At 61.9% G+C, this 24,365-nt stretch carries 25 protein-coding genes; 16 read left to right on the top strand and 9 right to left on the bottom strand.

The window, feature by feature from the left end; genetic code table 11:
* Positions 1–192: 192 nt before the first annotated feature.
* Complete coding sequence (parE, locus tag I2H36_RS03370; RefSeq protein WP_196262432.1) at positions 193–2,256, top strand: DNA topoisomerase IV subunit B; 2,064 nt, start codon at positions 193–195, stop codon at positions 2,254–2,256.
* A gap of 123 nt (positions 2,257–2,379) precedes the next feature.
* Here parE and I2H36_RS03365 read toward each other — a convergent pair whose 3' ends face one another.
* Positions 2,380–4,266 (bottom strand): calcium-binding protein, encoded by a 1,887-nt coding sequence (locus I2H36_RS03365; RefSeq protein WP_196262431.1) that lies wholly within the window; start codon positions 4,264–4,266, stop codon positions 2,380–2,382.
* 516 nt (positions 4,267–4,782) lie between these two features.
* Here I2H36_RS03365 and rnr point away from each other — a divergent pair.
* The 4 genes from rnr to rpmG all read left to right on the top strand — a co-directional run bounded on the left by rnr (position 4,783) and on the right by rpmG (position 8,620).
* A complete protein-coding gene (gene rnr / locus I2H36_RS03360; protein ID WP_425523265.1) occupies positions 4,783–7,092 on the top strand; it encodes a ribonuclease R in 2,310 nt (769 codons plus the stop codon).
* 14 nt (positions 7,093–7,106) lie between these two features.
* Positions 7,107–7,529: a DUF983 domain-containing protein gene (locus I2H36_RS03355; protein ID WP_246718607.1), complete on the top strand. Its 423-nt coding sequence runs from the start codon at positions 7,107–7,109 to the stop codon at positions 7,527–7,529.
* A 29-nt stretch (positions 7,530–7,558) separates the two neighbouring features.
* Positions 7,559–8,284 (top strand): NUDIX hydrolase, encoded by a 726-nt coding sequence (locus I2H36_RS03350; RefSeq protein WP_210330939.1) that lies wholly within the window; start codon positions 7,559–7,561, stop codon positions 8,282–8,284.
* 168 nt (positions 8,285–8,452) lie between these two features.
* Positions 8,453–8,620: a 50S ribosomal protein L33 gene (rpmG, locus tag I2H36_RS03345; RefSeq protein ID WP_190845683.1), complete on the top strand. Its 168-nt coding sequence runs from the start codon at positions 8,453–8,455 to the stop codon at positions 8,618–8,620.
* 98 nt (positions 8,621–8,718) lie between these two features.
* Here the strand turns inward: rpmG and I2H36_RS03340 are convergent, their stop codons facing one another.
* From I2H36_RS03340 to I2H36_RS03330, 3 genes are all read right to left on the bottom strand, one after another.
* Positions 8,719–9,288, bottom strand: a complete 570-nt coding sequence (locus I2H36_RS03340; RefSeq protein WP_196262429.1) for a hypothetical protein — start codon at positions 9,286–9,288, stop codon at positions 8,719–8,721.
* 254 nt (positions 9,289–9,542) lie between these two features.
* Complete coding sequence (locus I2H36_RS03335; RefSeq protein ID WP_196262428.1) at positions 9,543–10,127, bottom strand: SGNH/GDSL hydrolase family protein; 585 nt, start codon at positions 10,125–10,127, stop codon at positions 9,543–9,545.
* The gene (locus tag I2H36_RS03330; RefSeq protein ID WP_196262427.1) at positions 10,124–10,504 is read right to left on the bottom strand and encodes a response regulator; all 381 of its coding nucleotides are present in this window, start codon (positions 10,502–10,504) and stop codon (positions 10,124–10,126) included. The genes I2H36_RS03335 and I2H36_RS03330 overlap by 4 nt, the downstream gene beginning before the upstream one ends.
* 153 nt (positions 10,505–10,657) lie before the next feature.
* On the opposite strand from I2H36_RS03330, the gene I2H36_RS03325 reads away from it, so the two are divergent.
* A complete protein-coding gene (locus tag I2H36_RS03325; RefSeq protein ID WP_196262426.1) occupies positions 10,658–10,912 on the top strand; it encodes a hypothetical protein in 255 nt (84 codons plus the stop codon).
* A gap of 20 nt (positions 10,913–10,932) precedes the next feature.
* Here I2H36_RS03325 and I2H36_RS03320 read toward each other — a convergent pair whose 3' ends face one another.
* A complete protein-coding gene (locus I2H36_RS03320) occupies positions 10,933–11,196 on the bottom strand; it encodes a hypothetical protein (RefSeq protein ID WP_196262425.1) in 264 nt (87 codons plus the stop codon).
* A gap of 175 nt (positions 11,197–11,371) precedes the next feature.
* Here I2H36_RS03320 and I2H36_RS03315 point away from each other — a divergent pair, with 175 nt between their 5' ends.
* The 4 genes from I2H36_RS03315 (at position 11,372) to I2H36_RS03300 (ending at position 13,583) form a co-directional block, all read left to right on the top strand.
* A complete protein-coding gene (locus I2H36_RS03315; protein ID WP_196262424.1) occupies positions 11,372–11,635 on the top strand; it encodes a glutathione S-transferase N-terminal domain-containing protein in 264 nt (87 codons plus the stop codon).
* 10 nt (positions 11,636–11,645) lie between these two features.
* A complete protein-coding gene (locus I2H36_RS03310) occupies positions 11,646–12,020 on the top strand; it encodes an SPW repeat domain-containing protein (RefSeq protein WP_196262423.1) in 375 nt (124 codons plus the stop codon).
* A 70-nt stretch (positions 12,021–12,090) separates the two neighbouring features.
* The gene (locus tag I2H36_RS03305) at positions 12,091–12,270 is read left to right on the top strand and encodes a hypothetical protein (protein WP_196262613.1); all 180 of its coding nucleotides are present in this window, start codon (positions 12,091–12,093) and stop codon (positions 12,268–12,270) included.
* A 191-nt stretch (positions 12,271–12,461) separates the two neighbouring features.
* Positions 12,462–13,583 carry an FUSC family protein gene (locus tag I2H36_RS03300; protein ID WP_196262422.1) on the top strand — a complete coding sequence of 374 codons (1,122 nt, stop codon included), beginning with the start codon at positions 12,462–12,464 and terminating at the stop codon, positions 13,581–13,583.
* 97 nt (positions 13,584–13,680) lie between these two features.
* Here I2H36_RS03300 and I2H36_RS03295 read toward each other — a convergent pair whose 3' ends face one another.
* Complete coding sequence (locus tag I2H36_RS03295; RefSeq protein ID WP_196262421.1) at positions 13,681–15,522, bottom strand: adenine deaminase; 1,842 nt, start codon at positions 15,520–15,522, stop codon at positions 13,681–13,683.
* A 514-nt stretch (positions 15,523–16,036) separates the two neighbouring features.
* On the bottom strand, positions 16,037–16,420 hold the full coding sequence (locus tag I2H36_RS03290) for a response regulator (RefSeq protein ID WP_036353343.1): 384 nt from the start codon (positions 16,418–16,420) through the stop codon (positions 16,037–16,039).
* Between the two features lie 99 nt (positions 16,421–16,519).
* Here I2H36_RS03290 and I2H36_RS03285 point away from each other — a divergent pair, with 99 nt between their 5' ends.
* Positions 16,520–16,810, top strand: coding sequence for a DUF3572 domain-containing protein (locus tag I2H36_RS03285; RefSeq protein WP_196262420.1), 291 nt, complete (start codon positions 16,520–16,522; stop codon positions 16,808–16,810).
* Between the two features lie 10 nt (positions 16,811–16,820).
* Positions 16,821–18,089: a DNA polymerase IV gene (locus tag I2H36_RS03280; RefSeq protein WP_196262419.1), complete on the top strand. Its 1,269-nt coding sequence runs from the start codon at positions 16,821–16,823 to the stop codon at positions 18,087–18,089.
* Between the two features lie 17 nt (positions 18,090–18,106).
* Here the strand turns inward: I2H36_RS03280 and I2H36_RS03275 are convergent, their stop codons facing one another.
* Entirely contained in the window at positions 18,107–18,946 is an 840-nt protein-coding gene (locus I2H36_RS03275; RefSeq protein ID WP_196262418.1) for a cell envelope integrity EipB family protein, read from the bottom strand.
* Between the two features lie 125 nt (positions 18,947–19,071).
* On the opposite strand from I2H36_RS03275, the gene I2H36_RS03270 reads away from it, so the two are divergent.
* From I2H36_RS03270 to I2H36_RS03260, 3 genes are all read left to right on the top strand, one after another.
* Positions 19,072–19,542 carry a RidA family protein gene (locus tag I2H36_RS03270; RefSeq protein ID WP_196262417.1) on the top strand — a complete coding sequence of 157 codons (471 nt, stop codon included), beginning with the start codon at positions 19,072–19,074 and terminating at the stop codon, positions 19,540–19,542.
* Positions 19,539–20,291: a glycerophosphodiester phosphodiesterase family protein gene (locus I2H36_RS03265; RefSeq protein ID WP_196262416.1), complete on the top strand. Its 753-nt coding sequence runs from the start codon at positions 19,539–19,541 to the stop codon at positions 20,289–20,291. Before I2H36_RS03270 ends, I2H36_RS03265 begins: the two co-directional genes overlap by 4 nt.
* A gap of 63 nt (positions 20,292–20,354) precedes the next feature.
* Positions 20,355–21,530 carry a GNAT family N-acetyltransferase gene (locus I2H36_RS03260; protein ID WP_196262415.1) on the top strand — a complete coding sequence of 392 codons (1,176 nt, stop codon included), beginning with the start codon at positions 20,355–20,357 and terminating at the stop codon, positions 21,528–21,530.
* On the opposite strand, the gene I2H36_RS03255 is transcribed toward I2H36_RS03260, so the two are convergent.
* Complete coding sequence (locus tag I2H36_RS03255; RefSeq protein WP_196262414.1) at positions 21,527–22,105, bottom strand: NADPH-dependent FMN reductase; 579 nt, start codon at positions 22,103–22,105, stop codon at positions 21,527–21,529. The two genes, I2H36_RS03260 and I2H36_RS03255, sit on opposite strands and share 4 nt — an antisense overlap.
* 235 nt (positions 22,106–22,340) lie before the next feature.
* On the opposite strand from I2H36_RS03255, the gene I2H36_RS03250 reads away from it, so the two are divergent.
* Positions 22,341–24,353, top strand: coding sequence for a PAS domain-containing sensor histidine kinase (locus I2H36_RS03250; protein WP_196262413.1), 2,013 nt, complete (start codon positions 22,341–22,343; stop codon positions 24,351–24,353).
* Positions 24,354–24,365: the final 12 nt, after the last annotated feature.

Below are 24,365 nucleotides of genomic sequence, written 5' to 3'. Positions count from 1 at the left end.
ACAGTTCCGGATGACATCCGTAAGACAGCCTTTAGGGGAATTCGCCGGTAACCTTTATGGACTAAGTTCCTCCTCACATTTGTGGCTTGCGACTGAAAAATCTGCCTTCACGTTTCCGTTTTGTTCTCGTATAAAAACGGGATGAGAAATAGTGTAAAGAAGCGCGAATCATCATCCCGGACCAAGGTCCCAATGACAGACAACGACGATCTCTTCGGGGGCAGCGCTGCCAAGCGTGCCGCGCCTGCCACGGCCCGCAATGCCGCCGTCAAGGTTTCCCGCCAGGCGCCGCCTCAGCAAGGCACGCCGGACGAGGCCGGCTATGACGCGTCGGCCATCGAGGTGCTGGAGGGGCTGGAGCCCGTCCGCCGCCGGCCGGGCATGTATATCGGCGGCACGGACGAGAAGGCCCTGCACCACCTCTTCGCCGAGGTGATCGACAACTCCATGGACGAGGCCGTCGCGGGCCACGCGACCTTCATCGAGGTGGAGTTGGAGGAAGGCGGCTGGCTGTCTGTGACCGACAACGGGCGCGGCATCCCGGTCGATCCGCATCCCAAATTCCCGAAGAAGTCGGCGCTCGAAGTCATCATGACCACCCTGCACGCGGGCGGCAAGTTCGACTCGAAGGTCTACGAGACCTCCGGCGGCCTCCATGGCGTTGGCGTCTCGGTGGTGAACGCCCTGTCGGAGATTCTCGAGGTCGAGGTCGCCCGTGGCCAGACCCTGTACCGGCAGATCTTCTCCCGCGGCATTCCCCAGGGTAAGATCGAGACCGTGGGCCGCGTGCTCAACCGGCGCGGCACCAAGGTGCGCTTCAAGCCCGACTGGCAGATCTTCGGCAAGGAAGCTCTTTTCCAGCCCCGCCGCCTGTTCAAGATGGCCCGCTCCAAGGCCTATCTGTTCGGCGGCGTCGAGATCCGCTGGAAATGCGCCCCGTCGCTGGTCGAGGGTGTCGCCAACGTTCCGGCTGAAGCGACCTTCAAGTTCCCGAACGGCCTGAAGGACTACCTGCTTCACGACATCGAGGGCAAGGAGCTGGTCACGGACCAGCTCTTCTCCGGCAAGATCACCAAGCCCGGAAGCCACGGCTCGCTGGAATGGGCGGTCGCCTGGATGACGAACGAGGACGGGTTCTCCACCTCGTACTGCAACACGGTGCCCACCCCTGAAGGCGGCACGCATGAGAACGGCCTGCGCATCGCCCTGCTCCGCGGACTGCGCGAGCATGCCGAGCGCGTGAACCAGGCCAAGCGCATGGCGCAGGTGACCACCGACGACGTGATGGCCACCTGCGCGTCCATGCTGTCGGTCTTCATCCGCGAGCCGGAGTTCCAGGGCCAGACGAAGGACAAGCTGGCGACGGTCGAGGCCGGTCGCATCGTCGAGAATTCGATCCGCGACACCTTCGATCACTGGCTCGCCGCCTCGCCGCAGCAGGCCAACAAGCTGCTCGATTGGGTGATCGACCGGGCCGAGGAGCGCCTGCGCCGGCGCCAGGAGAAGGAGGTTGCCCGCAAGACCGCGACCCGCAAGCTGCGCCTGCCCGGCAAGCTGGCGGATTGCTCCAACGCCGGTGCCAAGGGCTCCGAGCTCTTCCTGGTCGAGGGCGACTCGGCCGGCGGATCCGCCAAGCAGGCCCGCGACCGCGCCACGCAAGCCGTGCTGCCGTTGCGTGGAAAAATCCTGAACGTGGCCTCGGCCGGAAAGGACAAGCTGCACCAGAACCAGCAGATCTCGGACCTCGTCCAGGCGCTCGGCTGCGGCCAGGGCTCCCAGTTCCGAGAAGCCGATCTTCGTTACGAGAAGGTCGTCATCATGACGGACGCGGACGTGGACGGCGCCCACATCGCCACCCTGCTGATCACGTTCTTCTACCGTCAGATGCCGAAGCTGATCGATAATGGCCACCTTTACCTGGCCGTCCCGCCGCTCTACCGGCTGACGCAGGGTGCGAAATCGGCCTACGCCCGGGATGAGGCCGACCGGGAGCGCCTGATGAAGACGGTGTTCAAGGGCAGCGGCAAGGTCGAGGTCAGCCGCTTCAAGGGCCTGGGCGAGATGCTGCCGGGACAGCTGAAGGAAACCACCATGGACCCGAAGAAGCGCCTGCTTCTGAAGGTGATCGTGGCCGACGAGGAGAGGCTGGACGCCAGCGATGTCGTGGAGCGCCTGATGGGCAACAAGCCCGAAGCCCGCTTCGCATTCATCCAGGAACGCGCGGCGTTTGCGGATGAAGCGGATTTGGATATCTAGAGCAAGCATATAGGCTTGAGAGGGAGCGTTTATTCGCGACTTAAAGCCATCTCTTTCATATTAACGAAGGGCCGGCGAAAAATCGCCGGCCCTTCTCTGTTTGAGAGCCTAGCAAGCTTCCCTTTAAAGCGTGTAGAGACCGAAATTGGCAGCGCTCAGCGCCAACCCTGCTTTCAACTGTGCGAACTGCACTTGGGCTGACGCCCCTGTACCGTCTGCATCGTAGAAGAGTGCACCGGTGCTGCTGTTGTAGATAATCCGATGTGAGGACGACGTAGCTGCAGCGCCGATGCTGAAGGCTGCGCTCTTCAAATTGGCGTTGAGCACATAGCCGTCGTCAACTTCATAGACCACATCTGGGAATGCACGAAAGACATGCGTTTCCAGTTCGATCCGGTCGCCTTCCGCCGTGCTGAAGTCGGCAATAGTGTCGACATTTCCTGAGCCCAGCGTACAGTCGAACCGGAACACGTCTCGGCCCGCACCTCCTGTAAGATAGTCCGCACCGGCTCCGCCGATGAGTTGATCGTTGCCGAGGTCGCCAATCAAGATGTCATTGGCACCATTACCGTAGAGAACATCGCTCCCTGCCCCGCCATGGAGATGGTCATTTCCAGCTTGGCCTATCAGAGCGTCATCTCCATCCAGTCCCGACAGAGCATTGCCGAGAGTCGTGGTGTCGCCGGTGAGCACATCGTTGTGGTTCGAGCCTTGCAGACCACGAATATCCACATAGGTGTCGCCTGCCGCGTCACCGATGTTGAGAGAGCTATTCGACAGATCGGCCGTCACGCCTGCCGTCGCATCGGCATACGAGGCCCAGTCGAAGTCACCGCCTCCGATCAGCATGTCGGCCCCGGCCCCGCCCTGCAGAATGTCGTCGCCGGCCCCGCCATTGAGGTGATCGTTGCCGCCCCGGCCAGCGAGTACGTCGTTGCCGTTCAGGCCCGATAAGGCATTCCCGATGCTATCACCGGCCAAGGTGTCACCGTGGTTTGAGCCCTGCAGGCCCTCGATCCAGTTGTAGTAGTCGCCTGCAGCCTCACCCGTGTTTGCGGACCGATTTGCCAAGTCCGCTACGACACCGGTTTTTGAATTGATGTACGAGGCCCAATCGAAGCCGGCACCACCATTTAGGCCGTCGGCTCCCTCACCGCCATTCAAGATATCGTCGGATCCCAGGCCGCGTAGCAGGTTATTTCCAGCATTCCCGGTGAGCACATCACCGCCATTGCTGCCCTCGACGTTCTCGATGCTGTGGTAAGTATCACCATTGGCCTCGGCCCCGCCATTAAGGCTGCCGACATAGCCGCGCCCATCAGCCAGACTGAGGCTTACGCCCTGCGCTGCGTCAGCATAGGATACCCAATCCTCGCCGGCCCCACCTACAAGCTGGTCCGCCCCAGCTCCGCCTACCAGCACATCGTCACCCTCGCCGCCAAGGAGAGTATCGTTTGTCGAAAGGCCTATGAGATGGTCATTCCCGCCTTTTCCACTGAGAACACCTGCAGCTTTGATGGAGTCGTTCTCATTCATACCTTCTATGAACTGAATATACTTTCCATTTGTTGCATCAAAGATAAGAGTATAGTGAAATCCCGCGAATTCGACTGTTAATTTAAGGCCATCCGTCAGTGATTCTATAGTCTCTTCAATCCACATTTCCAATTCAGGGTTCTCATATCCTGCAATCATAAAGTTATTGTCTACTTCCCACATCGTGAGACTTAGGTCTCCATTTCCAAAACCTAAAAAAATGCTGTTATCACCACCCATGTCCTGCCAAGGCATATAATTAATCCCCGCAATGAATGTCCCCAATCCGATATCGCTGATTTCAATCGACCCGCTTCCGGATGAAGAACTCGAACTACTTCCACTACTCCCCTCTGAACCTGTGCCGCCTGTCACTGGAGTAACAACCACTTGGGTGCCGCCATATGCCCCTCCGGGCAGCGCGCCTCCCATGATTCTTTCGAGTTCGGTTTGCAAGATATTACTAGCGTACATCTCAGTGCCCCTGGGCTATGGATTTTCAACAGGGACGATTCAGTAGTGATCTGAGGATTATGCGCCTACTCCATGAATGGAGAGAATGCCGTTGCGACAATGGCTTAGCACTGATCATCACCCTCTGATCATGTGCTTTGGCGCACATCGCTGATCAGAACTGAACCAAGGAAAAAAGAGATCGCCAAACATTGTGAATGAGTGACATTTAGCGAAAACTGCTTGGCACGAAGATCACTATGAAACAATATTCAGGATTTCAAATGTAGAGAATTTTTCGAAAAACTTTGGAACCATCCTCCGACAAACTCGTTGTACAAGTTCACCGGCTCAATCTGCCCCCACGGGCCGGTCCCTCAAGGCTCCCCATCGGGAGCCTTATTTTTTGCCTGAACGGCTCTTTGCTGCGGCATGGATCTCTTGGCGTTTCCATGCGTCATGACAATGACAGCTGCCGGGCTGGTCGCGGCCAAGCTTGCATGCGACAAGGCCTGGTCAACCAAACGAGTTTCTCCCTTGGCCAAACGTCCCAGCTCTCAGACCAGCCTGCCCTCCCGCGAGGAGGTCGTCTCCTTCATCACCCAGGCCCAGGGCAAGGTGGGCAAGCGGGAGATTGCGCATCACTTCAACATCAAGGGCAACGATCGCATCTGGCTGAAGCAGATCCTCAAGGATCTGGAGATCGAGGGTGTTGTTGACCGCCGGGGCAAGACGGTTCACAAGGCCGGCCAATTGCCTCCAATGGTGCTCGCAGACATCACCAAGCGGGACCGGGACGGCGAACTGATTGCGGTGCCGACGGAATGGGACGAGGAGCACGGCTCGGTTCCGACGATCATCATCGTATCGCCGCGCAAGCCGCGGCCGGGGATGCCGGTTGCCGGCGTGGGTGACCGGGCGCTGCTGCGGGTCGAGCCGCTGAAGCCCGGCGACATTCACCACTATTCCGGCCGTGTGACCAAGATCATCGCCAAGAAGCAGGCCCAGGTGCTGGGCATCTTCCGCAGCCTGCCGGAAGGCGGCGGCCGCCTCATCCCCGTCGACAAGAAGGCGCGCGATCAGGAACTGCAGATCAGACCCGGCGACGAAGGCGAGGCGCAGGACGGCGATCTGATTGCCGTTTCCATCGTCAAGCACGGCCGCTTCGGCCTGCCGACCGCGAAGGTGAAGGAGCGCCTCGGCTCGGTGAAGTCCGAGAAGGCTATCAGCCTCATCGCAATCTTCGCCCACAACATTCCCAACGAATTCCCGAAGGCGGTGCTCGACGAGGCGGCGGCTGCGAAACCCGCCACCCTGGACGGCCGCGAGGATTGGCGCACCCTGCCCCTCGTGACCATCGACCCGCCGGACGCCAAGGACCACGACGACGCCGTACATGCAGTGCCGGATGACGACCCGAACAACGCCGGCGGCTTCATCGTCACCGTGGCGATTGCCGATGTGTCGGCCTACGTCCATCCCGGCTCCGCTATGGACCGCGAGGCGCAGGAGCGCGGCAACTCGGTCTATTTCCCCGACCGGGTCGTGCCCATGCTGCCGGAGCGGATCTCCAACGATCTCTGCTCCTTGCGGCCGCGGGAGGATCGCCCTGCCCTTGCGGTCCGCATGGTGATTGGCCCCGACGGGCGGAAGATCCGCCACAGCTTCCACCGGGTGATGATGCGCTCGGCCGAGAAGCTCTCCTACCAGCAGGCTCAAGAAGCCATCGACGGCAGGCCCGACGAGGTTACGGCGCCGATCCTCGATACGATCCTCAAGCCCCTCTGGGCCGCCTACGAGCTTGTGAAGAAGGCGCGCGACATCCGCGAGCCGCTCTTTCTCGACCTGCCCGAACGGAAGATCGTGCTGAAAGCCGACGGTACCGTGGACCGGGTCTTCGTGCCCCAGCGGCTGGAGGCGCACAAGCTCATCGAGGAGTTCATGATCCTCGCCAACGTGGCGGCGGCGGAAGCCCTGGAGCAGGCGCAGTCCGACCTGATCTACCGGGTTCACGATGAGCCTTCCTTGGAGAAGATGCGGTCTTTGAGCGAAGTGCTCGCCTCCATCGGCCTCAAGATCCCTGGACAGGGGCCGATCAGGCCGGAGCTGTTCAACCGGATCCTGCGCAGCGTCGACGGCTCCGAGCACCAGCTCTTCATCAACGAGGTGGTGCTGCGTTCCCAATCCCAGGCCGAGTATGCGGCGGAGAATTACGGCCATTTCGGCCTGAACTTGAAGCGCTACGCCCACTTCACCTCGCCCATCCGGCGCTATGCGGACCTCATCGTCCACCGGGCTCTCGTCTCTGCCTTGAAATTCGGCAAGGACGGCCTGCCCGCGAGCACCACCCGGGCGGAGCTGATCGAGATCAGCGCCAAGATCTCGGCCGCCGAACGGCGGGCCATGGCGGCGGAGCGTGAGACAATCGACCGCCTGATCGCACACTTCCTCGCCGACCGGATCGGGGCCACATTCCAGGGGCAGATTTCGGGCGTGTCGAAGGCCGGGCTCTTCATCAAGCTGAATGAGACCGGCGCGGACGGCTTCGTCCCGGCGGCCACCATCGGCGACGATTACTACCGCTACGACGAGGTGACCCACTCGATGCGCGGGGAGGATACCGGCGAGACCTACCGCCTCGGCGACAAGGTGGAGGTGAAGCTGGTGGAAGCGGCGCCTGTGGCCGGGGCACTTCGGTTCGAGCTCCTCACCAAGGGCCGGTTCACCGGCAAGACCGGTGGTGGCGGGCGGAAGGGCGGCAAGCGGCCGGCCCGCCGGGCCAAGGCGACTGAGGCCTCCGCCCGCTCCCCGACCCGGGTGAAGGTCAAGCGGCGCGGGCGCGCCTGAGGTAAGGACGAGATATGTCTTTGACGATCAAGAGTGCCGCCGATGCGGATGAGGTGAAGGTCGTTCCCGCCATGGGACGCGGCTTCCTGGGCCGTTGCCCGGCCTGCAACCGCGGGCGCCTCTTCGGGCGCTTCCTCAAGGTCGTGGATCATTGCGAATCCTGCGGGACGGAGTTTCACCATCACCGGGCCGACGACCTGCCGCCCTATCTGGTGATGTTCGTTGTCGGCCATATCGTCGGCTACGGCATCCTGATGTCAGAGACTAAGCTCGAGGTGCCGATGTGGGTGCATCTGGCGACTTGGCCGGCGCTGACCCTGATCCTCTGCCTCGCGCTGCTTCAGCCCATGAAAGGCGCTGTCGTGGGGCTGCAATACGCGCTAGGTATGCATGGCTTCGGGGCGGCCCGGGTCAAGAAGAACGACGAGGACAACTGAACGTGACGGATATCGAAACCCTGGCGAAGATGGATCGCCTCGTTTCCGCTGAGATCAATCCCAAGGCTCCCGTTCTCCGACCCGTCGACGCAGCAACCCTCATCATTATCGACCGCAAGTCGAAGACCCCGAAGGTGCTCATGGGCAAGCGCCATGCGGGACTCAAGTTCATGCCGGGGAAGTTTGTATTTCCCGGCGGGCGCATTGAGGCCGGCGACCGCTCCATGACGGTCACCGGCGCCCTCCACCCCCGCGCTGAGCAGGCCCTCATGGCCCGGGTGACGCGTCCCTCGTCTCAACGCTGCCGGGCTTTGGCGCTCGCCGCCATCCGGGAGACCTTCGAGGAGACCGGGCTGATGCTCGGCACCAAGGATTACGGCAGCCCGGAGCGCGCCCCGGCCGGCACCGCATGGACGGCGTTTCAGGAGCGGGGCGTCCATCCGGATCTGGAGGAACTTCATTTCATCGGAAGGGCCATCACGCCACCCAAGCGCGTGAGGCGCTTCGACACCCGCTTCTTTGCAGTCGACCGCACCGGCATTGCGCACGAGGTCGGGGGCGTCATCGGGCCGGAAGCCGAGCTTGTGGAACTGGCCTGGGTCACCATCGATCAGGCCAAGGCCCTGGACCTGCCACCCATCACCACGGTGATCCTCGGCGAGCTGGAGGCCCGCATCGCGGCTGGTTTCGCCCACAGGCTCCCGGTCCCCTTCTTCCATCAGCAGCGTGGCCGTTTCGTGCGGGAGTTGCTGTAGGGCTTTCCAAGGCAGGAATTGCACCTCCCCCATCCCCTTCACCCTTGACGGGCTCCCGATAATCAGGCATGGGAACCGCACGATTTTCCGGCCGGGTTCGCCCGGCCTTTGCGTTTCGGCGATGCCTCAAGGCCAACCGAGCGCCCGAACCGAACAAGAGGTCCGACCATGGCCAAAGCCGCAACGATCAAAGTGAAGCTCGTTTCCACCGCCGACACGGGCTATTTCTACGTGACGAAGAAGAACTCGCGCACCATGACCGAGAAGATGAACTTCAAGAAGTACGATCCGGTCGCGAAGAAGCACGTCGAGTTCAAGGAAGCCAAGATCAAGTAATCGGCTTCTGCACGAGCAACTTCATCAAAAACCGCCCCGAAAGGGCGGTTTTTTCGTTTCTCTGCGAAGGAAGGACGGCTTAATGGGCTGTCCTCCCCTTAGCGACTCGAGCGCATGTCTTCCATGCGGCGGACACGATCCCCTTGGCGCTCGCGCCAGATGGAGCCGGTGTTCGACACATCCCGGCGATAGGCACGGACGACCCGCGGACGATCACGATCACGATAGACGACTCGGGTGCGGTAGCGTGGTTCGCGATAGACCACACGGTTCACGACCCGCGGCTCCCGGTAGACCACTCGGGTCTGATAGACGGGAGCAGGCCGGTAAACGACGCGGGTCGCCGGCGCCGAGTAATAGCCATAAGCCGGGTAGTTGTAGGCCGGATAGGCTGCCGGGTAACCGTAGCCATAGCTGTAGGTGGGGCGATAACCGTAGGCCGGATAAGACGCCGGATATCCATAGCCATAGCCAGGATACGCGTAGGACGGAGTGGCCGCCGCGGTCAGCAGGCCACCGAGAACGGCGCCGCCAATCAGCCCGGCCGCAACGGCTCCACCGTTGTTCCACCCACCATGCCGGTGATAGTAGCGGTGTTGAGCGTCAGCCGTCCCCACGCTTCCGACAGTCATGACGGCGACACTTGCCAGTAACGCGAACTTCTTCATGATCAACCTCGTGAGAAGTAGCAAATACCCTTCAATGCAAAATCAATTCAGAACTTGAGTTTTGGTTCACAGCTTGGCTGCCAAACCCTTATCTTTCTTGGTAAAATCACGGTTTTCTGAAAATTTGTTCAGATTTGCCCGACCTCTGAAGCAACGGAAGTCATGAGACCATAAACTTTCAGCCCCTCGCGAGGCCTGAAAGCTCACTGCGCGTAGACCTGCGAGCGAGGAAAAATGGTGTTCCCGGCCATCGCCTAGGCGATGACTGCAGCAATCTTGTCGCCACCCTTCGCGGAGGGCTCGATGGGATTGGCGTAGTCGTCCAACTCGTCGCAGATGAGGCGTAGGTCGATCAGGGGGAGCCTGCGGACGAAGGCCTCGCGGGTGATAACGTCGTTGAAGATGGACAAAGCCGTCACGACGAGGCGCTGCTCCTGGGGATCCGCGAAGCGGGCATCGTAGATCGTGCAGACAGCGGTCGGCAGTCGCTGATCGAGAACGTGGTCCAGCATGGCGCGGTAGTTGCGAGCAAAGTCGTCCTGCACGGCCGCGAATCTTTCGATCACCTCGGCAACGGAGCGTGCCCCCTCGCGCAGGATTCCGCTGTGACGCAGGGCATCGTTGCCGCCGACGCTCACCACAAGATGGCTCGCGTCGGAGGGCAGCCGGGACAGCTGGCTCAGAACCCCGGTCGTGACGGCGCCGTCGACCGCGCAGAGAGTGGCGTTCCAGCCGCCCGGAAGCTTCGCCTGGACCTGCTTGATCACGTCCGGCTCGCCACGCCTCACATAGGCGCCATTGTCGAAGATGCTGTCGCCGAGCAGGACCACGTGGGTCATGAGCCTCTCCCGAGCAGCCTGTTCAGGACTGGGACGAGGTGGGTCGTCACATAGGGCTTGGCGACGAACTCGCCGCCCGGCGGCACGGGCCCCGAAGTGGCATCGGAATGCCCGGACATCATTACTACGGCGAGGTCCGGCCAGCGCTTGCGCGCCAAGCTTGCCAGTTCGTGGCCGTTGATCCTGCCGGGAAGGTGCGCATCGGTCACTAGGCCATGAACCGTGGACGAACTCTCGAGGTGCTTCAGGGCCTCGTCCGAAGCCGCTGCCTCCACGACCTTAAAGGCTGCCTCGCGCAGATGGCGGGCGGTGGCCTGCCGGATGGTCCGCTCCTCATCCACCAGAACGATCACCGAATGTTGGTCTTGCGAAGGCACCAGCTTACTTCCCGTTTCATGAGCAAAAGGGTGCCGCGATAACCGAGGGCGAGCTTCCCTTGTTCCGGTGCAGTCTCTCTGCCGCCATCCCGGAACGGGCTATCACAGGCGGACGTTGATCCTCGGTTCGATCTCGGGCCGAGGAGAGATCAAATGATCGAAACGCTCAAGGTATCCCTGCTGACTATGATGCTGTCCGTCTGGAGCGCCATCGCCATGGCCCAGACATCGCCGGGTGGTACGCCTGGTACACCGGGCGGTGGAACGACCTCTCCTGGAACAACTGGCGCCACTCCGGGCGCTGCTGCTGGGGAAGGCATGGACTGGATCTGGATCATCGTCGCGGTGGTCGTCATCGCGGCCCTGCTCTACTACTTCCTCGGCCGCGGTCGCAGCACGCGAGTTTAGTGGAGCACGCATTCGATGGGTCAGGCTGGCGGCTCGCCGCCGGCCTGAAGGAACGGCCGGAAATTCTCCAGCCAGGATGCAAGCCACAACTCGAGGGCTGTCCTGGCGGCCTGCTCCGTGGGGCCATAACCCCAGACGTCCTCCTGCAAGGGCGTTGACCAGATCCAGAACCGGTTGCTGCCGTCATAGTCTACGCTGCCCACCTCGACAGAACCGACAAAGCCGACATGGCGGTTGAGCGGCACGCCGGCCACCTGATCCTGCCGCCATTCGATCCTGCTCATGCGCTGCCGCGTCCTCTCGGTGATGACCGGCGAACTAGAGCGGATGAATGCCCGCACAAGGCCAAGCCCTCGCGGAACAGGGGCGCTCGCTCCACGTTGGCGAACAGACCCTGAGGGAGAGATCGGTGGTAGGCGGCGCCGTTTTCTCAAGCGATAGACTAGAAAGGACGCGATCTTGAAGCTCGAACTCATCCACAAATGGGCCTGCCCCTATTCAGCCCGCGTGCGCGATTACATCGAAGAGCGCGGATTGAAGGACCGGATCGCGTTCACGGAAGTCACTGAGACGGACGATGCGAAAGATCGGCTCGCTCAGCTGACCGGAAAGACCCAGGTACCCTGCCTCGTCGCCGACGGAGAGCCGATCCTGGAGAGCCGGGACATCATCAAATGGCTCGACCAGAATCTTGGTGATGCGAAAGGCGCTGCCCGGATGTGAGATTGGTCTCATGCGCTTCCTTCCCACCCGTGCGCATGGCGCGATCGACTACCTCTGGGGCATTGCTCTCATGGCAAGCCCATGGTTCTTCGGCTTTGCCGATGTGCCGGCCGCCACTTGGGTGGCCATTGTGTTCGGCGCAGGAGCGATCTTGTATTCCGCCTTCACAGCCTACGAGCTCGGACTTGTGAAAATCCTCCCGATGCCCATGCATCTGATCCTCGACGGGCTTGGCGGAATCGTGCTGGCAGCCTCTCCGTTCCTGTTCGGATTTGCCGACCAGGTGCTCTGGCCGCACATGCTCTTTGGCCTTTTCTCCATGGTCGCGTGCCTTGTCACACATCTCGAACCGATGCTGACGACGGGCTACCGGGAGCCGGCCTAAATACTCAGAAAGCCTTGTTGACGGGACTCCCCGTGAGGCGCAGCATCATGGAGCCGCAAGGGAGGCAGCCATGTTCGAGAGCATCGTCCAGGCAAGTGAAGCCCATCGCGAAAACGCCCATCACATGGTGGGTTCCCTCAGGATGGCGATGAAAGGCTGCCCGGAATGCGGCACGGCCGAGATGATCGCTTCGCCCAGCCTCGGCATCTGCGACGATTGCGGGGCGGATCTGGTGGTCCTGCCCCGCTGATAGGCCCGCTCGGCCAAACGCCATCCCCGTAGCAAACTCCTCGAAGCACCCTCTATGCTCGGCGCTAGAGCATCGGACCCAAAAGTGGCTTCCACTTCTGGGATTAATCCGATGCTCCACTCTTTGACTTGCGCATCGTTCGGTGCGGAAAACCGGGACCACTTTTCCGCACGATGCGCTAGGAGAATCGCATGGCATTGTCTGGGTGGATCGAACGGGCAGGCGAACGCATCGGCGCGCGGGGTGCGGAACTCAAACTGGCATTTCGGGTCACCATCGCGGGCGTCCTTGCCTATGCGGTCACCCGTTTCTTCGACATGCCGCAGGGCTATTGGGCGGTCATCACCGCCGTCGTCGTTATGCAGGCGAGCGTCGGCGGCTCCCTCAAGGCCGCGATCGAGCGGTTCAGCGGCACCCTCGCCGGAGCCATTTACGGCGGCGTCATCGCCGCCCTCATCCCGCACGGTTCGGCTCTGACCCTCGGGATCTGCATCATCGTGGCCTTGTTCCCGCTGGCGCTGCTTGCGGCCGTCAAACCGGCCTTCCGTGTGGCTCCGATCACCTCGCTCATCATGCTCCTGCCACCGACAGGACAGGCCATCGGCCCCCTCGCCTCCGCCATTGACCGGGTACTGGAGATCACGCTTGGCAACGTCGTGGGCGTGCTCGTCTCCCTGTTCGTGCTACCAGCCCGGGCCCACACCCTGATGACGGAGGCCGCCGCCAAGGTCGTGTCGCTCAACGCGGACCTCGTGACTGTTTTCATCGACGAGCTGACCGCCGGGCCAACGGATCGCCCAGCGCTGCAGAAGATCCATCCCCAAATTCGCTCCGCTCTCAAGAAGGCGGAAGCGGCCGCCGATGAAGCCGCGCGGGAGCGCCGGACCCACCTCACCGAGGCTCCCGATCCAGAGCCGCTCATTCGCACCCTCTACCGGGTGCGCCATGATCTCGTGATGATCGGCCGCGCGGCGTCCAGCCCCCTGCCCGATCCGGTCCTCGACCGGCTCAAGCCTTCGCTCACGGCGCTGCATCAGGCCACGCGTGCGCTGCTCCTGAAACTGTCCGATTCTCTCCGGCAGCGCAGGAAGCCGCCGGACGCCGAAGCCTTCCGTGCGGCCCTGGAGGCATTCACCGGCGAGGCGGACGCGCTGCGGGCTGATGTGCTTGTCCACGAACTGCCCGCACAGGCGTTCGGACAGGTCTTCGCCCTGGGATTTGCTTTCGAGCAGTTCCAGAAGAACTTGATCGACCTTCTAGCCCGCACCGACGAGCTGGCTTCCGGGCGCACCAAAACGTCGCTGGGGAGTTGATCTGCCTGTAGTTCGAAGGAGAATCCAGAGAGCGCTGGACCCTCCTTTGAGACGGTCAGTGACCTGTCGTCCTCAGGATAATGACTGAGGGACAGTCTTATCCCTCGTAGAGCGGCACCAACTCCATTTCCGGCACTAACACCAGCCCCTTGTCGGTGATGCGGATTTCCGGGATTACCGAGAGCGGGATGAGGTTGAAACCCATGTAGGGGATCTTGCAGCCGGCTTTCTCCCATGCGGCTTTGAGTACACGCGTCTCCTCGGCCACTTCCGTCACGCGCTTGTCGGAGAGAAGCCCCGCGATGGGCAGCGCCACCATGGCAACGATCTGACCCTGATCGACCACGCAGACACCACCCTGACTCTCGATGAGCGTTTCAAGCGCCAGCCGCATGTCGGCCTCGTTGGTGCCAGCCACGATCACGTTGTGCGAGTCGTGCCCGACGCTGCTCGCAACCGCGCCGCTCTTCAGGCCGAAATCCTTGAGAAACCCATGCGCCACGCCCTTGCCGCCCGTGTGGCCGTGGCGCTCGATCACCGTCACGAAGGTGAGGTCGTTTCTCGCCAGCAGAGCATCCCAGCTCTCTTCTTTCTGCAACTGCACCTTATCGTGGAAGAGTACGATGCCCGGCAGCGCCACGCGGATCACGTTGGCTGTGCAAGCCTCGATCGGCAGGTCGGGGATCAGTTTCGGGACGCTCGGAATGTGAACAGTGTGATAGGCCTCGTCCGGATAGCGGTAGCGGTTGGAGAGCGCCTGATCGAGCACGGGTGTGATCCTCTTGCCCTCGACCACGAGTTCGCCGCCGTACCAAGTGTTATGCACGTCGAGGTCGTCGTTGAGCAGCACGAGATCGGCACGGCGTCCGCCTCCGAGGCCGCCGATGTCGCCATCCATGCCGAAGCGCGTAGCGGGATGTAGCGAGCCCATGCTCCAAGCCTGCTCGCGGCTCATGCCGGCGCGACGCGCTTCACGCGTGACCCAATCCATGCCGAACATCATGAGATCGTCCGCATCGCGGTCGTCCGTGCAGACGCAGATGCGCTTGTGCGAGGAGCCGAGTTCCGTGATGGTCTTGATCGCTTCGGGCAGCGAATGCCAAGGCGTCGTGGGCGGTCCGCCGCGCAGGAAGATCCACACGCCGGCATCGAGGAGATCGTCGGCGATGTCCCGGTCGATGGCCTCATGCGTGTCGGTGACGCCGCTGGCCGCATAGGCCGCCACGAACTCACGCCCGTAGATATGGCCCGACACCGGCTTGCCGCGTTCCAGCGCCGCCGCGAGGATCGCGTGGCTGCGTTCGTCGCCCATGGTGACGGGCACGAAATCCATCTTCTCGCCGAGCGCTGCCGCTTCAGGCCAGCGATCGAACAAGGCTGCGATCTTCTCGGGCGTCAGGTCGCCACCTGCCGTCTCAAGATCTGGCGTGGTGGCTGGGACCGTACTGGGAACCGTGAGGAAGATAGACAGGGGAGCATGGCGCGCATCTTCAAGCATCATCTCGATGCCGGCGGCATCCATGACGTTGCCGATCTCGTGGCTGTCGCAGAAGATTGTCGTGGTGCCGTTGAGCAAAGCCGCCTCCGCATAGGCGCAGGCGGTGATCATGCTGCTCTCGATATGGATATGCGGATCGATCAGTCCCGGCGCGATGATACCGCCCTTGGCGTCGTAGACCCGCCCCGGCGCACCCGCGACCTGCTTATAGGAACCCGCCGGCTTCACGGCGGCGATCCGCCCGCCAGCAATCCAGACCTCGCGCTCTGGCGTGATGCGCTCGCTGTAGGTGGACAACACCCGGGCGCCGCTGATCACGAGATCGGCGGCTGCGCGGCCGGACGCGACATCGGCGAGACGCCGGGTCATGGTGGACAGAGGGGAGAGCGAAAAGCGGGTCAGCGCCGATTTTGGCGGCAAGGAAGGTGTGCGGTGGTCCATGATCCCTCATCCCGTTGGAAAGCGTCGGCTCAAGCTAGCAGGGCGAGATCGGAACCGCATCCCGCATCGCATGGGAGGAAGGCTCACCTAAGGGCATATTCCCTAAAGGCCAAGCTTGGCTTAAACAGATATGTAGCTGATTCGCTTGGAGAAACAGGAGGTTCGACCCGAACCCGCCTGAGAGACCATCTGGCCAAAACAAAAGGCGCCTTGCGGCGCCTTATTGGAAAAAGTTGGTGGCCAGCCGGGAGCAGCGTTGAGGAGGCAACGATCTGCTCCCAGGCTGGCCGAGCCCACGAAGTCCCAGGAGATGCGGCGGACCTGAGCATCCGTAGGGCATTTCTTCCGCGTCGAGCGGAAACTATGGTCGAACGTATAGGAAACACAGGGCGTTGCAAGCGCCCATGTGGCCAAAAAGCGGCATTTTCCCAGAAAATTTAAAGCCAATGTATCTCAAGGAGATGAATCCGCTTGCTCAGGTGTCGGATTCACGCCGGCTAAGGATTTCCCTAAGTCATGCCGGCTTGCTGTCGGCCTCAAGGTAGGTTTTCACGGTCGCGATAAACTTGGCCACCGAGATCGGCTTGGACATATAGGCTTCGCAGCCGCCTTCCCGAATCCTCTCCTCATCGCCTTTCATGGCAAAAGCCGTGATGGCGATGACGGGAATCGACTTGAGCTCTTCGTCGGCCTTGAGCCAGCGGGTCACCTCGAGACCGGAGACCTCGGGCAGCTGGATATCCATGAGGATCAGATCCGGCTTGTGGGCTCGGGCCAGTTCCATGGCCTCGATGCCATGGCTGGTCTTGAGAGTCGCATAGCCATGCGCCTCAAGGAGATCGTTGAAGAGCTTCATGTTGAGTTCGTTATCCTCAACAATGAGCACGGTCTTCTTCATTGGCGCTATCCCGGGGCCCAAAACGCACTTCACCGGCCCGAATTTTCGTCTGATGGTATAGTTAGGTCCAAACCTATTGATGAAATGCAAACTGACAGCATGAACACACCCTTAAAAAGAGTTACCCGCGAGGAGGCCGAAAATGTCGCAGTGGGGGCCTTTGGCTTCATCACGAGCGACGAGGAGCGCCTCGGTCGGTTCCTAGCCGTCTCAGGGCTGGGGCCGGACACCATCCGCTCGGCCGCGTCGTCGCCCGGCTTCTTTGCTGGCATTCTCGACTATGTGGTTTCCGACGAGCCGCTGCTGATCGCACTGGCCAAGGAGCTGAACACCAAGCCTGAGCACATCATGAGCGCCCGCTGGACCCTCTCGCCCTCCGAGTTCGAATAGCCTCACCCCCATGAGCGACGCGCCCTTCTGCCGTGACTGCCTGACGCTGTCCGCCAGCCCCCTGGCGGCACGGTGCTCGGCCTGCGGGTCCCCTCGCCTGCTGCGGCACAAGGAGCGCGACAGCCTCTCCATCGCGCATGTGGATTGCGATGCCTTCTTCGCCGCCGTGGAAAAACGGGACGATCCGAGCCTTGCTGATAAGCCTGTGATCATCGGCGGCGGCAAGCGCGGCGTCGTGTCGACCGCCTGCTACTTGGCGCGAATCTACGGGGTACGCTCCGCCATGCCCATGTTCCAGGCGCTGAAGCTCTGCCCGCACGCGACGGTGATCAAGCCCAATGGGGAGAAGTACAGCAAGGCGGGTCGCGAGGTGCGCCAGCTGATGCTGGAGCTGACGCCGCTGGTGGAGCCGGTCTCCATCGACGAGGCATTCCTGGACCTTACCGGCACAGAACGGCTGCACCACGGGAGCCCGGCCCTGACGCTGGCGCGCTTTGCCCGCAAGGTGGAGAACGAGATCGGGATCTCGATCTCAGTCGGGCTGTCCTACAACAAGTTCCTGGCCAAGATCGCGTCCGATCTCCAAAAGCCGCGCGGCTTCTCGATTATCGGCCGGGAGGAAGCCGCCGACTTCCTTGCCGACAAGCCGGTCGGCATCATTCCCGGCATCGGGGGCTCAGCTCAAGCCCGTCTCTCCAAGGTGGGCGTGACTAAAATCGTGCACCTGCGGGACGTAGAGTTGAGAACCCTGTTCGAGGCTCTGGGCCGCGACTCGCAGCGCCTGTCACGGTTGGCCTGGGGCGAGGACCATAGGAAGGTGACGCCGGAGCGGGAAACCAAGAGCATTTCGGCGGAAACCACCTTCGAGACGGACCTGCGCTCGTTTGAGGAACTCGAACCGATCCTCTGGCGGCTTTCCGAGAAAGTCTCGCGCCGGCTCAAGAAGGCGGGCCTCGCCGGGCGTAGCGTGACCCTGAAACTGAAGGACAAGGACTTCCGGCTGCTCACCCGGACCCGCTCCGGCTTCGCCCCGACGCAGCTCGCCGCCCGGCTGTTCGACCCGGCCCGGCAGCTCCTCAAAGCCTCCTGTGACGGTACCGCCTTCCGCCTTATCGGAATCGGCGCCGCCGATCTGTGCGATGCGGCGGACGCGGACAAGGGCGACCTGGCGGACCAGTCCGTTGTGCGGCAGGCCCATATGGAGGCCGCCATCGACAAGATCCGCGACAAGTTCGGCGCAGGTGCCCTGCAGAAGGGAATCGTGCTGCGCAAGCCTTAGGGGGGAGAGACCACACTCTATCGTGCGCAGCCGCTCGTCTTCTGGACATCGAGGCTCTTCAGCTCGCCCTTGAGGGAGAAGTCGCCGTAATCGAGCCTGAGGTCCCGGCTGATGCCGTTCTCGAAGAGTTCGAAGGAGATCCGATAAACGGGCGTCCGGTCCCCTTTGCCGTCCTCGAAATAGCTGATGGTGATCGGCCAGCGCGCCAAGGAGGCGAGATCTCCCTTCCGGACGGCCTCCTCCAGTGAGGTTAGGGCCGTTCCGGGCTCGATCTTGCGGCCGATCAGCCCGAGGGTGTCGTAAACCTTGTCGCCCTTGTTGGAGCCATCATAGACCCTGACCGACAGCGTCGTATCGCCCCGGCGTCCGGCCTCGATGAGGCGCTTGAGATGCTCGGTCGGAAACACCGTCTCGCCGGTAGCGCCGAACGCGGTCTTCCTCGGCTGCTTGAGGTCGACATTGAGCATGCCGTCCGGGCCGATCTTGGCGTCGCCGTCGACCTCGCTGTCCTTGATCATGCCCTGCCGGACCGACGTGGACTTGAAATGCATGGTGCGACCGTCGCCGGTCTCATAGGTGGCGGTCTGGACGTCCATGGTGTTGGCACCGGACTCGCTGCCAGTAAGGATCGTCACCTGTCGGTATTTCAGAGTGTAGCCGTCGCAGGCATCGCCGCCGAATTCCATGGCGATGCGCCCCTTCGCATTCTCGACCCCGTTGGAGCCACCGGCCCGCAGGAGCGACAGATCGTAGACGGCCCGATGGGGCGCGAGTTGAACCGGGGCCTTGGCTGTTTCCGCGACGGCGGGCGTCAGCGAGGCGATGGACAGACCGAAGGCCGCAACGAACAAACGCATATCTTCTCCCGACGCAACGGCAGCCAAGATAGGCCGCTCCTGCCCACAGGGCAATGTTCCCGCTTGCGTCCTTCCGGCTCATCCGCCACTACTCCGTCCGGATGATGTGACACATCGAGGCCTCCATGAGCAAAGTCGACAAGAAACTTCAGGATCTGGGGATCACCCTGCCGACCCCGGCGGCGCCGGTTGCGAATTATGTGCCGTTCGTGCGAACCGGCAATCTGGTCATTATCTCCGGGCAGCTCTGCCTCGGGCTCGACGGCAAGATGGCCGACGCCCACAAGGGCAAGGTCGGCGCAGAGGTTTCGGCTGAGGTCGCCCAGGCGGCGGCACGGCTCTGCGCCATCAATCTTCTCGCCCAGCTCAAGGCTGCTGTCGGCGATCTCGACAAGGTTACGCGCTGTGTGCGCCTCGGCGGGTTCATCAACGCCGTGCCGACCTTTGCGGCGCTTGCTCCCGTCATGAACGGCGCCTCCGACCTGATGGTCGAAGTGCTGGGCGACGCCGGCCGGCATGCCCGCTCCACCGTCGGCGTGGCGGAACTGCCGCTCGATGCCTGCGTCGAAGTCGAAGGGATGTTCGAAGTCCAATGAGCATTCCTGCCTGGCTCGTCGCAAAGCCCATCGCCCATCGCGGCCTTCACAACAAATCCGGGGGTGTTATCGAGAACACGATCTCGGCCGCGGAAGCCGCCATCGCGCGCGGTTTTCCCATCGAGCTCGACGTTCAGCTGACCGCCGATAACGAAGCCATCGTGTTTCACGACTTCGAGCTCGACCGCCTCACCGGCGAGACGGGCACGGTAGCGGATCGCAAGCTCTCCGAGCTGACCCGGATCGACATCTCCGGTACGATCGGCGGAGACAAGATTCCCTCGTTCAAGGATTATCTCGGCACCATCGCCGGGCGCACGCCGCTGGTCGTCGAGATCAAGAGCAAGTTCAATGGCGACATGCGGCTGACGAAGCGGGTCATCGAGATTCTCAAGGATTACACCGGTCCCTTCGTGGTGAAGTCCTTCGATCCGGACATCGTGGCCCATCTGCGCGAACATGCTCCCACCATCACGCGCGGGTTCATCGGTGAGCTGGAATATGCATCCAAGGCCGACAGCTTCCTGACGCAGGAGCAGAAGCACCGGATGGCCAACCTGCTCCATTTCGGGGAGACGCAGCCGCACTTCCTCTCTTGGCGCGTGAAGGACATTCCCTGCGCTTCGACCCATCTGAGCAGGCTCTTGGGCAACCTGCCCGTCATGACCTGGACCGTGCGCAATCCCGAGGATCGCGCCCGCGCCGAGAAACATGCGGACCAGATGGTGTTCGAAGGGTTTCTGCCCTGATAGTTGCAAGGATCCCGTCGAGTGATTAGCTCTTAATCCCTAACGGCGGGGTCCTTCCACCCAGTGAGCTTCCAAGTCAAAATCGCCCAGGACCTGAAGGCGGTTCCTGCCGCCGACTGGGATGCCTGTGCCTTAAGGGTGGGATCCGGCGATGACGATCCGGTCAATCCCTTCGTCACCCACGCCTTCCTCTCGGCTATTGAGGATTCCGGCTGCGTCGGCGCGAAAACCGGTTGGGCGCCCCTGCATGTTCTCGTCCAGGACGAGACCGAGAAATTGCTCGCCGCCGCGCCCTGCTACCTCAAGTCCCATTCCATGGGCGAGTACGTGTTCGACCATTCATGGGCGGATGCCTATACGCGCGCCGGTGGGCGATATTATCCTAAGCTCCAGGTGGCGGTACCGTTCACACCTGCCACCGGCCCTCGTCTTCTCGTGCCGAACGGCCCCAAGGCGGCAGAGACCCGCTCATACCTCATCGCCGGCCTGCGGGCGCTGCGGGATCAGACCGGCGCCTCCTCCATCCACGCGACCTTCCTGCAGCAGGACGATCTCGAAGCCTTCACGACTGAAGAGTTTTTGGTCAGGAATGACCAGCAATTCCATTGGTTCAACGAAGGCTATGGCAGCTTCGATGACTTCCTGGCGGCGCTTGCCTCGCGCAAGCGCAAGGCGATGCGGCGCGAGCGGCGCGATGCTCTTACCAACGGCATCACCATCGAGTGGGTGACGGGCAAGGATATCACCGAGGCGCATTGGGACGCCTTCTTTGCCTTCTACATGGATACCGGCTCCCGCAAATGGGGCCGTCCCTATCTCAACCGCCTCTTCTTCTCGCTCATCGGCGAGCGCATGGCTGACCGGGTGCTGCTCGTCATGGCCAAGCGGAACGGCCGCTACATCGCAGGCGCCATCAACTTCATCGGGGACAAGCGCCTCTATGGACGCAACTGGGGCTGCATCGAGGATCATCCGTTCCTGCATTTCGAGGTCTGCTACTATCAGGCTATCGCGTTCGCCATCACCCGCGGCCTCGACCGGGTGGAGGCGGGCGCACAGGGCGAGCACAAGCTGGCGCGGGGCTACAGGCCTGTGCTCACCTCATCGGCACACGACATCGCCGATCCTGGGCTTCGCCACGCAGTGCAGGCCTATCTCGAGCAGGAGCGCCTCTACGTGTCTGAGGCGGCCGAGGAACTGGAAGAGGCGACCCCGTTCAAGCATCGGGAAGAGGACTAGGCGCTGTCAGCAGGTGCACCTTGCCGCGCAGCACGCGCGAAGACGACGAAGCCTCCAAGGAACTTCCGAAGCTGGTCCTCGATCTTCTGATCCGTCAGGCTGCCATCCTGATTGAAGACCGCTCCGGCCCGCGACACCATCAGGCGGCCATCAGCCCAGAAGTCGGCTTTCAGGGTGCGCAGCACCGGGAGCCATGCATTCTGGGACAGAATGGTGCCGAAACCGCCGGGAGATGCGCCGATCACGGCCACAGGTCTGTTTCCAAAAACGCGCTTGATGTCCGCATCCGGGCGGGAAAGCCAGTCGATGGCGTTCTTGAACACGCCCGGAATCGAGTTGTTGTATTCGGGGGTGACCAGAAGCAGGCCGTCGGCAGCGGCAATGGCATCTTTCAGGGCGGTCACTTTCTCTGGGATTCCTTCGGCCTCCAGATCCGCATCGTAAAGCGGAATGCCCCGGATAGTCTCGACGATGAGTTCCGAACCAGCCGGCATCATGCCGGCCGCGCTGCGAAGCAGCGCGGTGTTGTACGAGCCCTGCCGCAGGCTGCCCGACAGACCGATCAGTTTCGTCATGGGGACCTCGTTTCCTGCCTGGATTGCTCGTGAGAGCCTAGGCTTCGGGAGAGACAAGTCAAATCATGTGGTGGAAAAGTGTTGAGCAACGGACGGACCGCGTCAGCGAGCCTCAAGTCGTGCTCTAGAAAATGCACGACATCGGTTCATATGTGGACTATGGACCTCCAGCCCTTCCGCGGGATTTTCCCACACCCATGCCACCCTTGATTATGCCCTCGTGCGAGAACGCTTGATGCATCAACGTTTCAAGCCACAACCTGATTTTCTCGCCAACGGCGGACGCATGGGTGAGAGAATCCGCGATTACGACTGGTCGGCAACTCCGATCGGCCCCATCGAGACCTGGCCGGCCTCCCTGCGCACAGCTGTGAGCATGATGCTCCACTCGAAATTCCCCATCTACATGCTGTGGGGACAGGAGCTGACGAGCTTCTACAATGATGCGTATGCACCGATGCTCGGTTCGAAGCCGGAAGCGCTGGGTCAGTCCTTTCGCGATGTGTGGGCAGAGGCCTGGGGAACGGTCGGCCCAATCGCCGAGAAAGCTCTTCTGGGGCAGGCCAGCTACTTCGAGGATCTGCCAATCATTCTGGAGCGCAACGGCTATCCTGAACAAACCTGGTGGACTTTTTCATACAGCCCAATTCACGAAGAGGCTGGCGACGTTGGGGGGATCGTCTGCATCGTTCACGAAACGACGGGAAAGGTGCAGGGCGAGCAACGCCTCGATTTCCTCGTTCGCTTGAGCGACCGTCTGCGCGGGCTTCATGAGCCGACTCAGGTGATCTCCGCCGCTCAGGAGATGCTCGGCGAACATCTGAGGACGAGCCGGGTCGGTTATGGCGAGGTCGAGGAGACTGAGCGTTATTTCACTACGGAAAGCAATTGGACCGACGGTACCGTCGCGCACCAGACCGGCACTCATGATTTGGCCGCCTTTGGACCGGAGATCCACGGTGCTCTGATCCGCGGTGACACTCTGGTGGTCCATGATGCTGCGCAGGACCCCCGTACCAATTCTCCGGACCATCTTGCTGCCTTTGCCGCCTTGGAATTTTGTGCAGTCGTCACCTGCAGCCTGATCAAACGCGGGCGCATGGTGGCAGCCCTCTACGTCCACAATCGAACGCCGCGCCTCTGGAGTGATAGCGACGTCAAGTTGATCGAGGACGTAGCGGAGCGGACATGGGATGCCGTCGAACGGGTGCGCACGGAGGCGGCCTTACGCAAGAGCGAGGAGCGTCTCCAACTCGCCATTGAAGCCTCTGGCGTCGTCGGCACCTGGGACTGGGACATCCAGTCTGATCTTGTCTACGCCGATGCGCGCTTCGCCGAGATCTTTGGCGTCGATCCTGCGATAGCCAAGGCGGGAGCACCGCTCGCCAGCTTCATCAGCGGCATCCACGTGGACGACCGGCGCCGGATCGAGGCCCAGATCCAGCGGGCGGTACGAACCGGCGATCCCTTTGCTACCGAATACCGCGCCATTGGCCGAGACGCACAGGTCCGTTGGGTCTACGTGCAAGGCCGCTGCTATTTCGTGGCAGGGAAGCCGGTTCGGTTTCCCGGCATCGTGGTGGATATCACGGAGAGGAAGCGGGCGGAGGAGCACCGCGAGCTTCTCATCCACGAGCTGAATCATCGGGTGAAGAACACCCTCGCTACCGTCCAGTCCATCGCGTCCCAGAGTCTTCGCAATGCCGACGCCATGGAGGAGGCTCGCTCCGCCATGGAGGCGCGCCTGCTCGCCCTCTCCCGTGCTCACGACGTGCTGACGCGGGAGAATTGGGAAGGCGCAGGCCTCCTCGAGATCGTTAGGGAAGCCATGGCTCCTTATCGGCACGAGAGGGAGAGGCGCATCCAAATGGAAGGACCGGATATCCGCCTGTCGCCACGGATGGCGCTGGCCATCGCCATGGCCTTCCAGGAACTCGCCACGAACGCGGTGAAATATGGTGCCTTGTCGAACGAGGGCGGCGATGTGCGGATTGCCTGGTCTGTGAGCGGCGCCTCGGAAAAGCGCTTGCAGCTGACTTGGTCCGAGATGAACGGCCCGCCAGTCGAGGTTCCAAAACGCCGGGGCTTCGGCACCCGGCTGATCGAGCGCAGCCTTGCTCACGATCTCCACGGGAAAGCGACAATCGACTTTGCCCCCACTGGCATCGTCTGCACTGTCGATGCACCTATTGCCCGAGCGAATAACGAAAAGCCGTACCGGACGGTAATCCGGTACGGCTCTGAATAAGCTCGGCTGAAG

The sequence above is a fragment of the Microvirga terrestris genome (assembly GCF_015694425.1).
Taxonomy (GTDB): domain Bacteria; phylum Pseudomonadota; class Alphaproteobacteria; order Rhizobiales; family Beijerinckiaceae; genus Microvirga; species Microvirga terrestris.
The sequence above is the reverse complement of the archived record's forward strand: the minus strand, read 5'-3'. Positions and strand labels throughout refer to the sequence as shown.

Bases quoted from the DNA above. Each gene is read 5' to 3' on its own strand.
- parE (WP_196262432.1), top strand. From the start codon at position 193: ATGACAGACAACGACGATCTCTTCGGGGGCAGCGCTGCCAAGCGTGCC.
- I2H36_RS03365 (WP_196262431.1), bottom strand. From the start codon at position 4,266: ATGTACGCTAGTAATATCTTGCAAACCGAACTCGAAAGAATCATGGGA.
- I2H36_RS03355 (WP_246718607.1), top strand. From the start codon at position 7,107: ATGTCTTTGACGATCAAGAGTGCCGCCGATGCGGATGAGGTGAAGGTC.
- I2H36_RS03350 (WP_210330939.1), top strand. From the start codon at position 7,559: ATGGATCGCCTCGTTTCCGCTGAGATCAATCCCAAGGCTCCCGTTCTC.
- rpmG (WP_190845683.1), top strand. From the start codon at position 8,453: ATGGCCAAAGCCGCAACGATCAAAGTGAAGCTCGTTTCCACCGCCGAC.
- I2H36_RS03340 (WP_196262429.1), bottom strand. From the start codon at position 9,288: ATGAAGAAGTTCGCGTTACTGGCAAGTGTCGCCGTCATGACTGTCGGA.
- I2H36_RS03335 (WP_196262428.1), bottom strand. From the start codon at position 10,127: ATGACCCACGTGGTCCTGCTCGGCGACAGCATCTTCGACAATGGCGCC.
- I2H36_RS03325 (WP_196262426.1), top strand. From the start codon at position 10,658: ATGATCGAAACGCTCAAGGTATCCCTGCTGACTATGATGCTGTCCGTC.
- I2H36_RS03320 (WP_196262425.1), bottom strand. From the start codon at position 11,196: ATGAGCAGGATCGAATGGCGGCAGGATCAGGTGGCCGGCGTGCCGCTC.
- I2H36_RS03310 (WP_196262423.1), top strand. From the start codon at position 11,646: ATGCGCTTCCTTCCCACCCGTGCGCATGGCGCGATCGACTACCTCTGG.
- I2H36_RS03305 (WP_196262613.1), top strand. From the start codon at position 12,091: ATGTTCGAGAGCATCGTCCAGGCAAGTGAAGCCCATCGCGAAAACGCC.
- I2H36_RS03300 (WP_196262422.1), top strand. From the start codon at position 12,462: ATGGCATTGTCTGGGTGGATCGAACGGGCAGGCGAACGCATCGGCGCG.
- I2H36_RS03295 (WP_196262421.1), bottom strand. From the start codon at position 15,522: ATGGACCACCGCACACCTTCCTTGCCGCCAAAATCGGCGCTGACCCGC.
- I2H36_RS03290 (WP_036353343.1), bottom strand. From the start codon at position 16,420: ATGAAGAAGACCGTGCTCATTGTTGAGGATAACGAACTCAACATGAAG.
- I2H36_RS03285 (WP_196262420.1), top strand. From the start codon at position 16,520: ATGAACACACCCTTAAAAAGAGTTACCCGCGAGGAGGCCGAAAATGTC.
- I2H36_RS03280 (WP_196262419.1), top strand. From the start codon at position 16,821: ATGAGCGACGCGCCCTTCTGCCGTGACTGCCTGACGCTGTCCGCCAGC.
- I2H36_RS03275 (WP_196262418.1), bottom strand. From the start codon at position 18,946: ATGCGTTTGTTCGTTGCGGCCTTCGGTCTGTCCATCGCCTCGCTGACG.
- I2H36_RS03270 (WP_196262417.1), top strand. From the start codon at position 19,072: ATGAGCAAAGTCGACAAGAAACTTCAGGATCTGGGGATCACCCTGCCG.
- I2H36_RS03265 (WP_196262416.1), top strand. From the start codon at position 19,539: ATGAGCATTCCTGCCTGGCTCGTCGCAAAGCCCATCGCCCATCGCGGC.
- I2H36_RS03255 (WP_196262414.1), bottom strand. From the start codon at position 22,105: ATGACGAAACTGATCGGTCTGTCGGGCAGCCTGCGGCAGGGCTCGTAC.
- I2H36_RS03250 (WP_196262413.1), top strand. From the start codon at position 22,341: ATGCATCAACGTTTCAAGCCACAACCTGATTTTCTCGCCAACGGCGGA.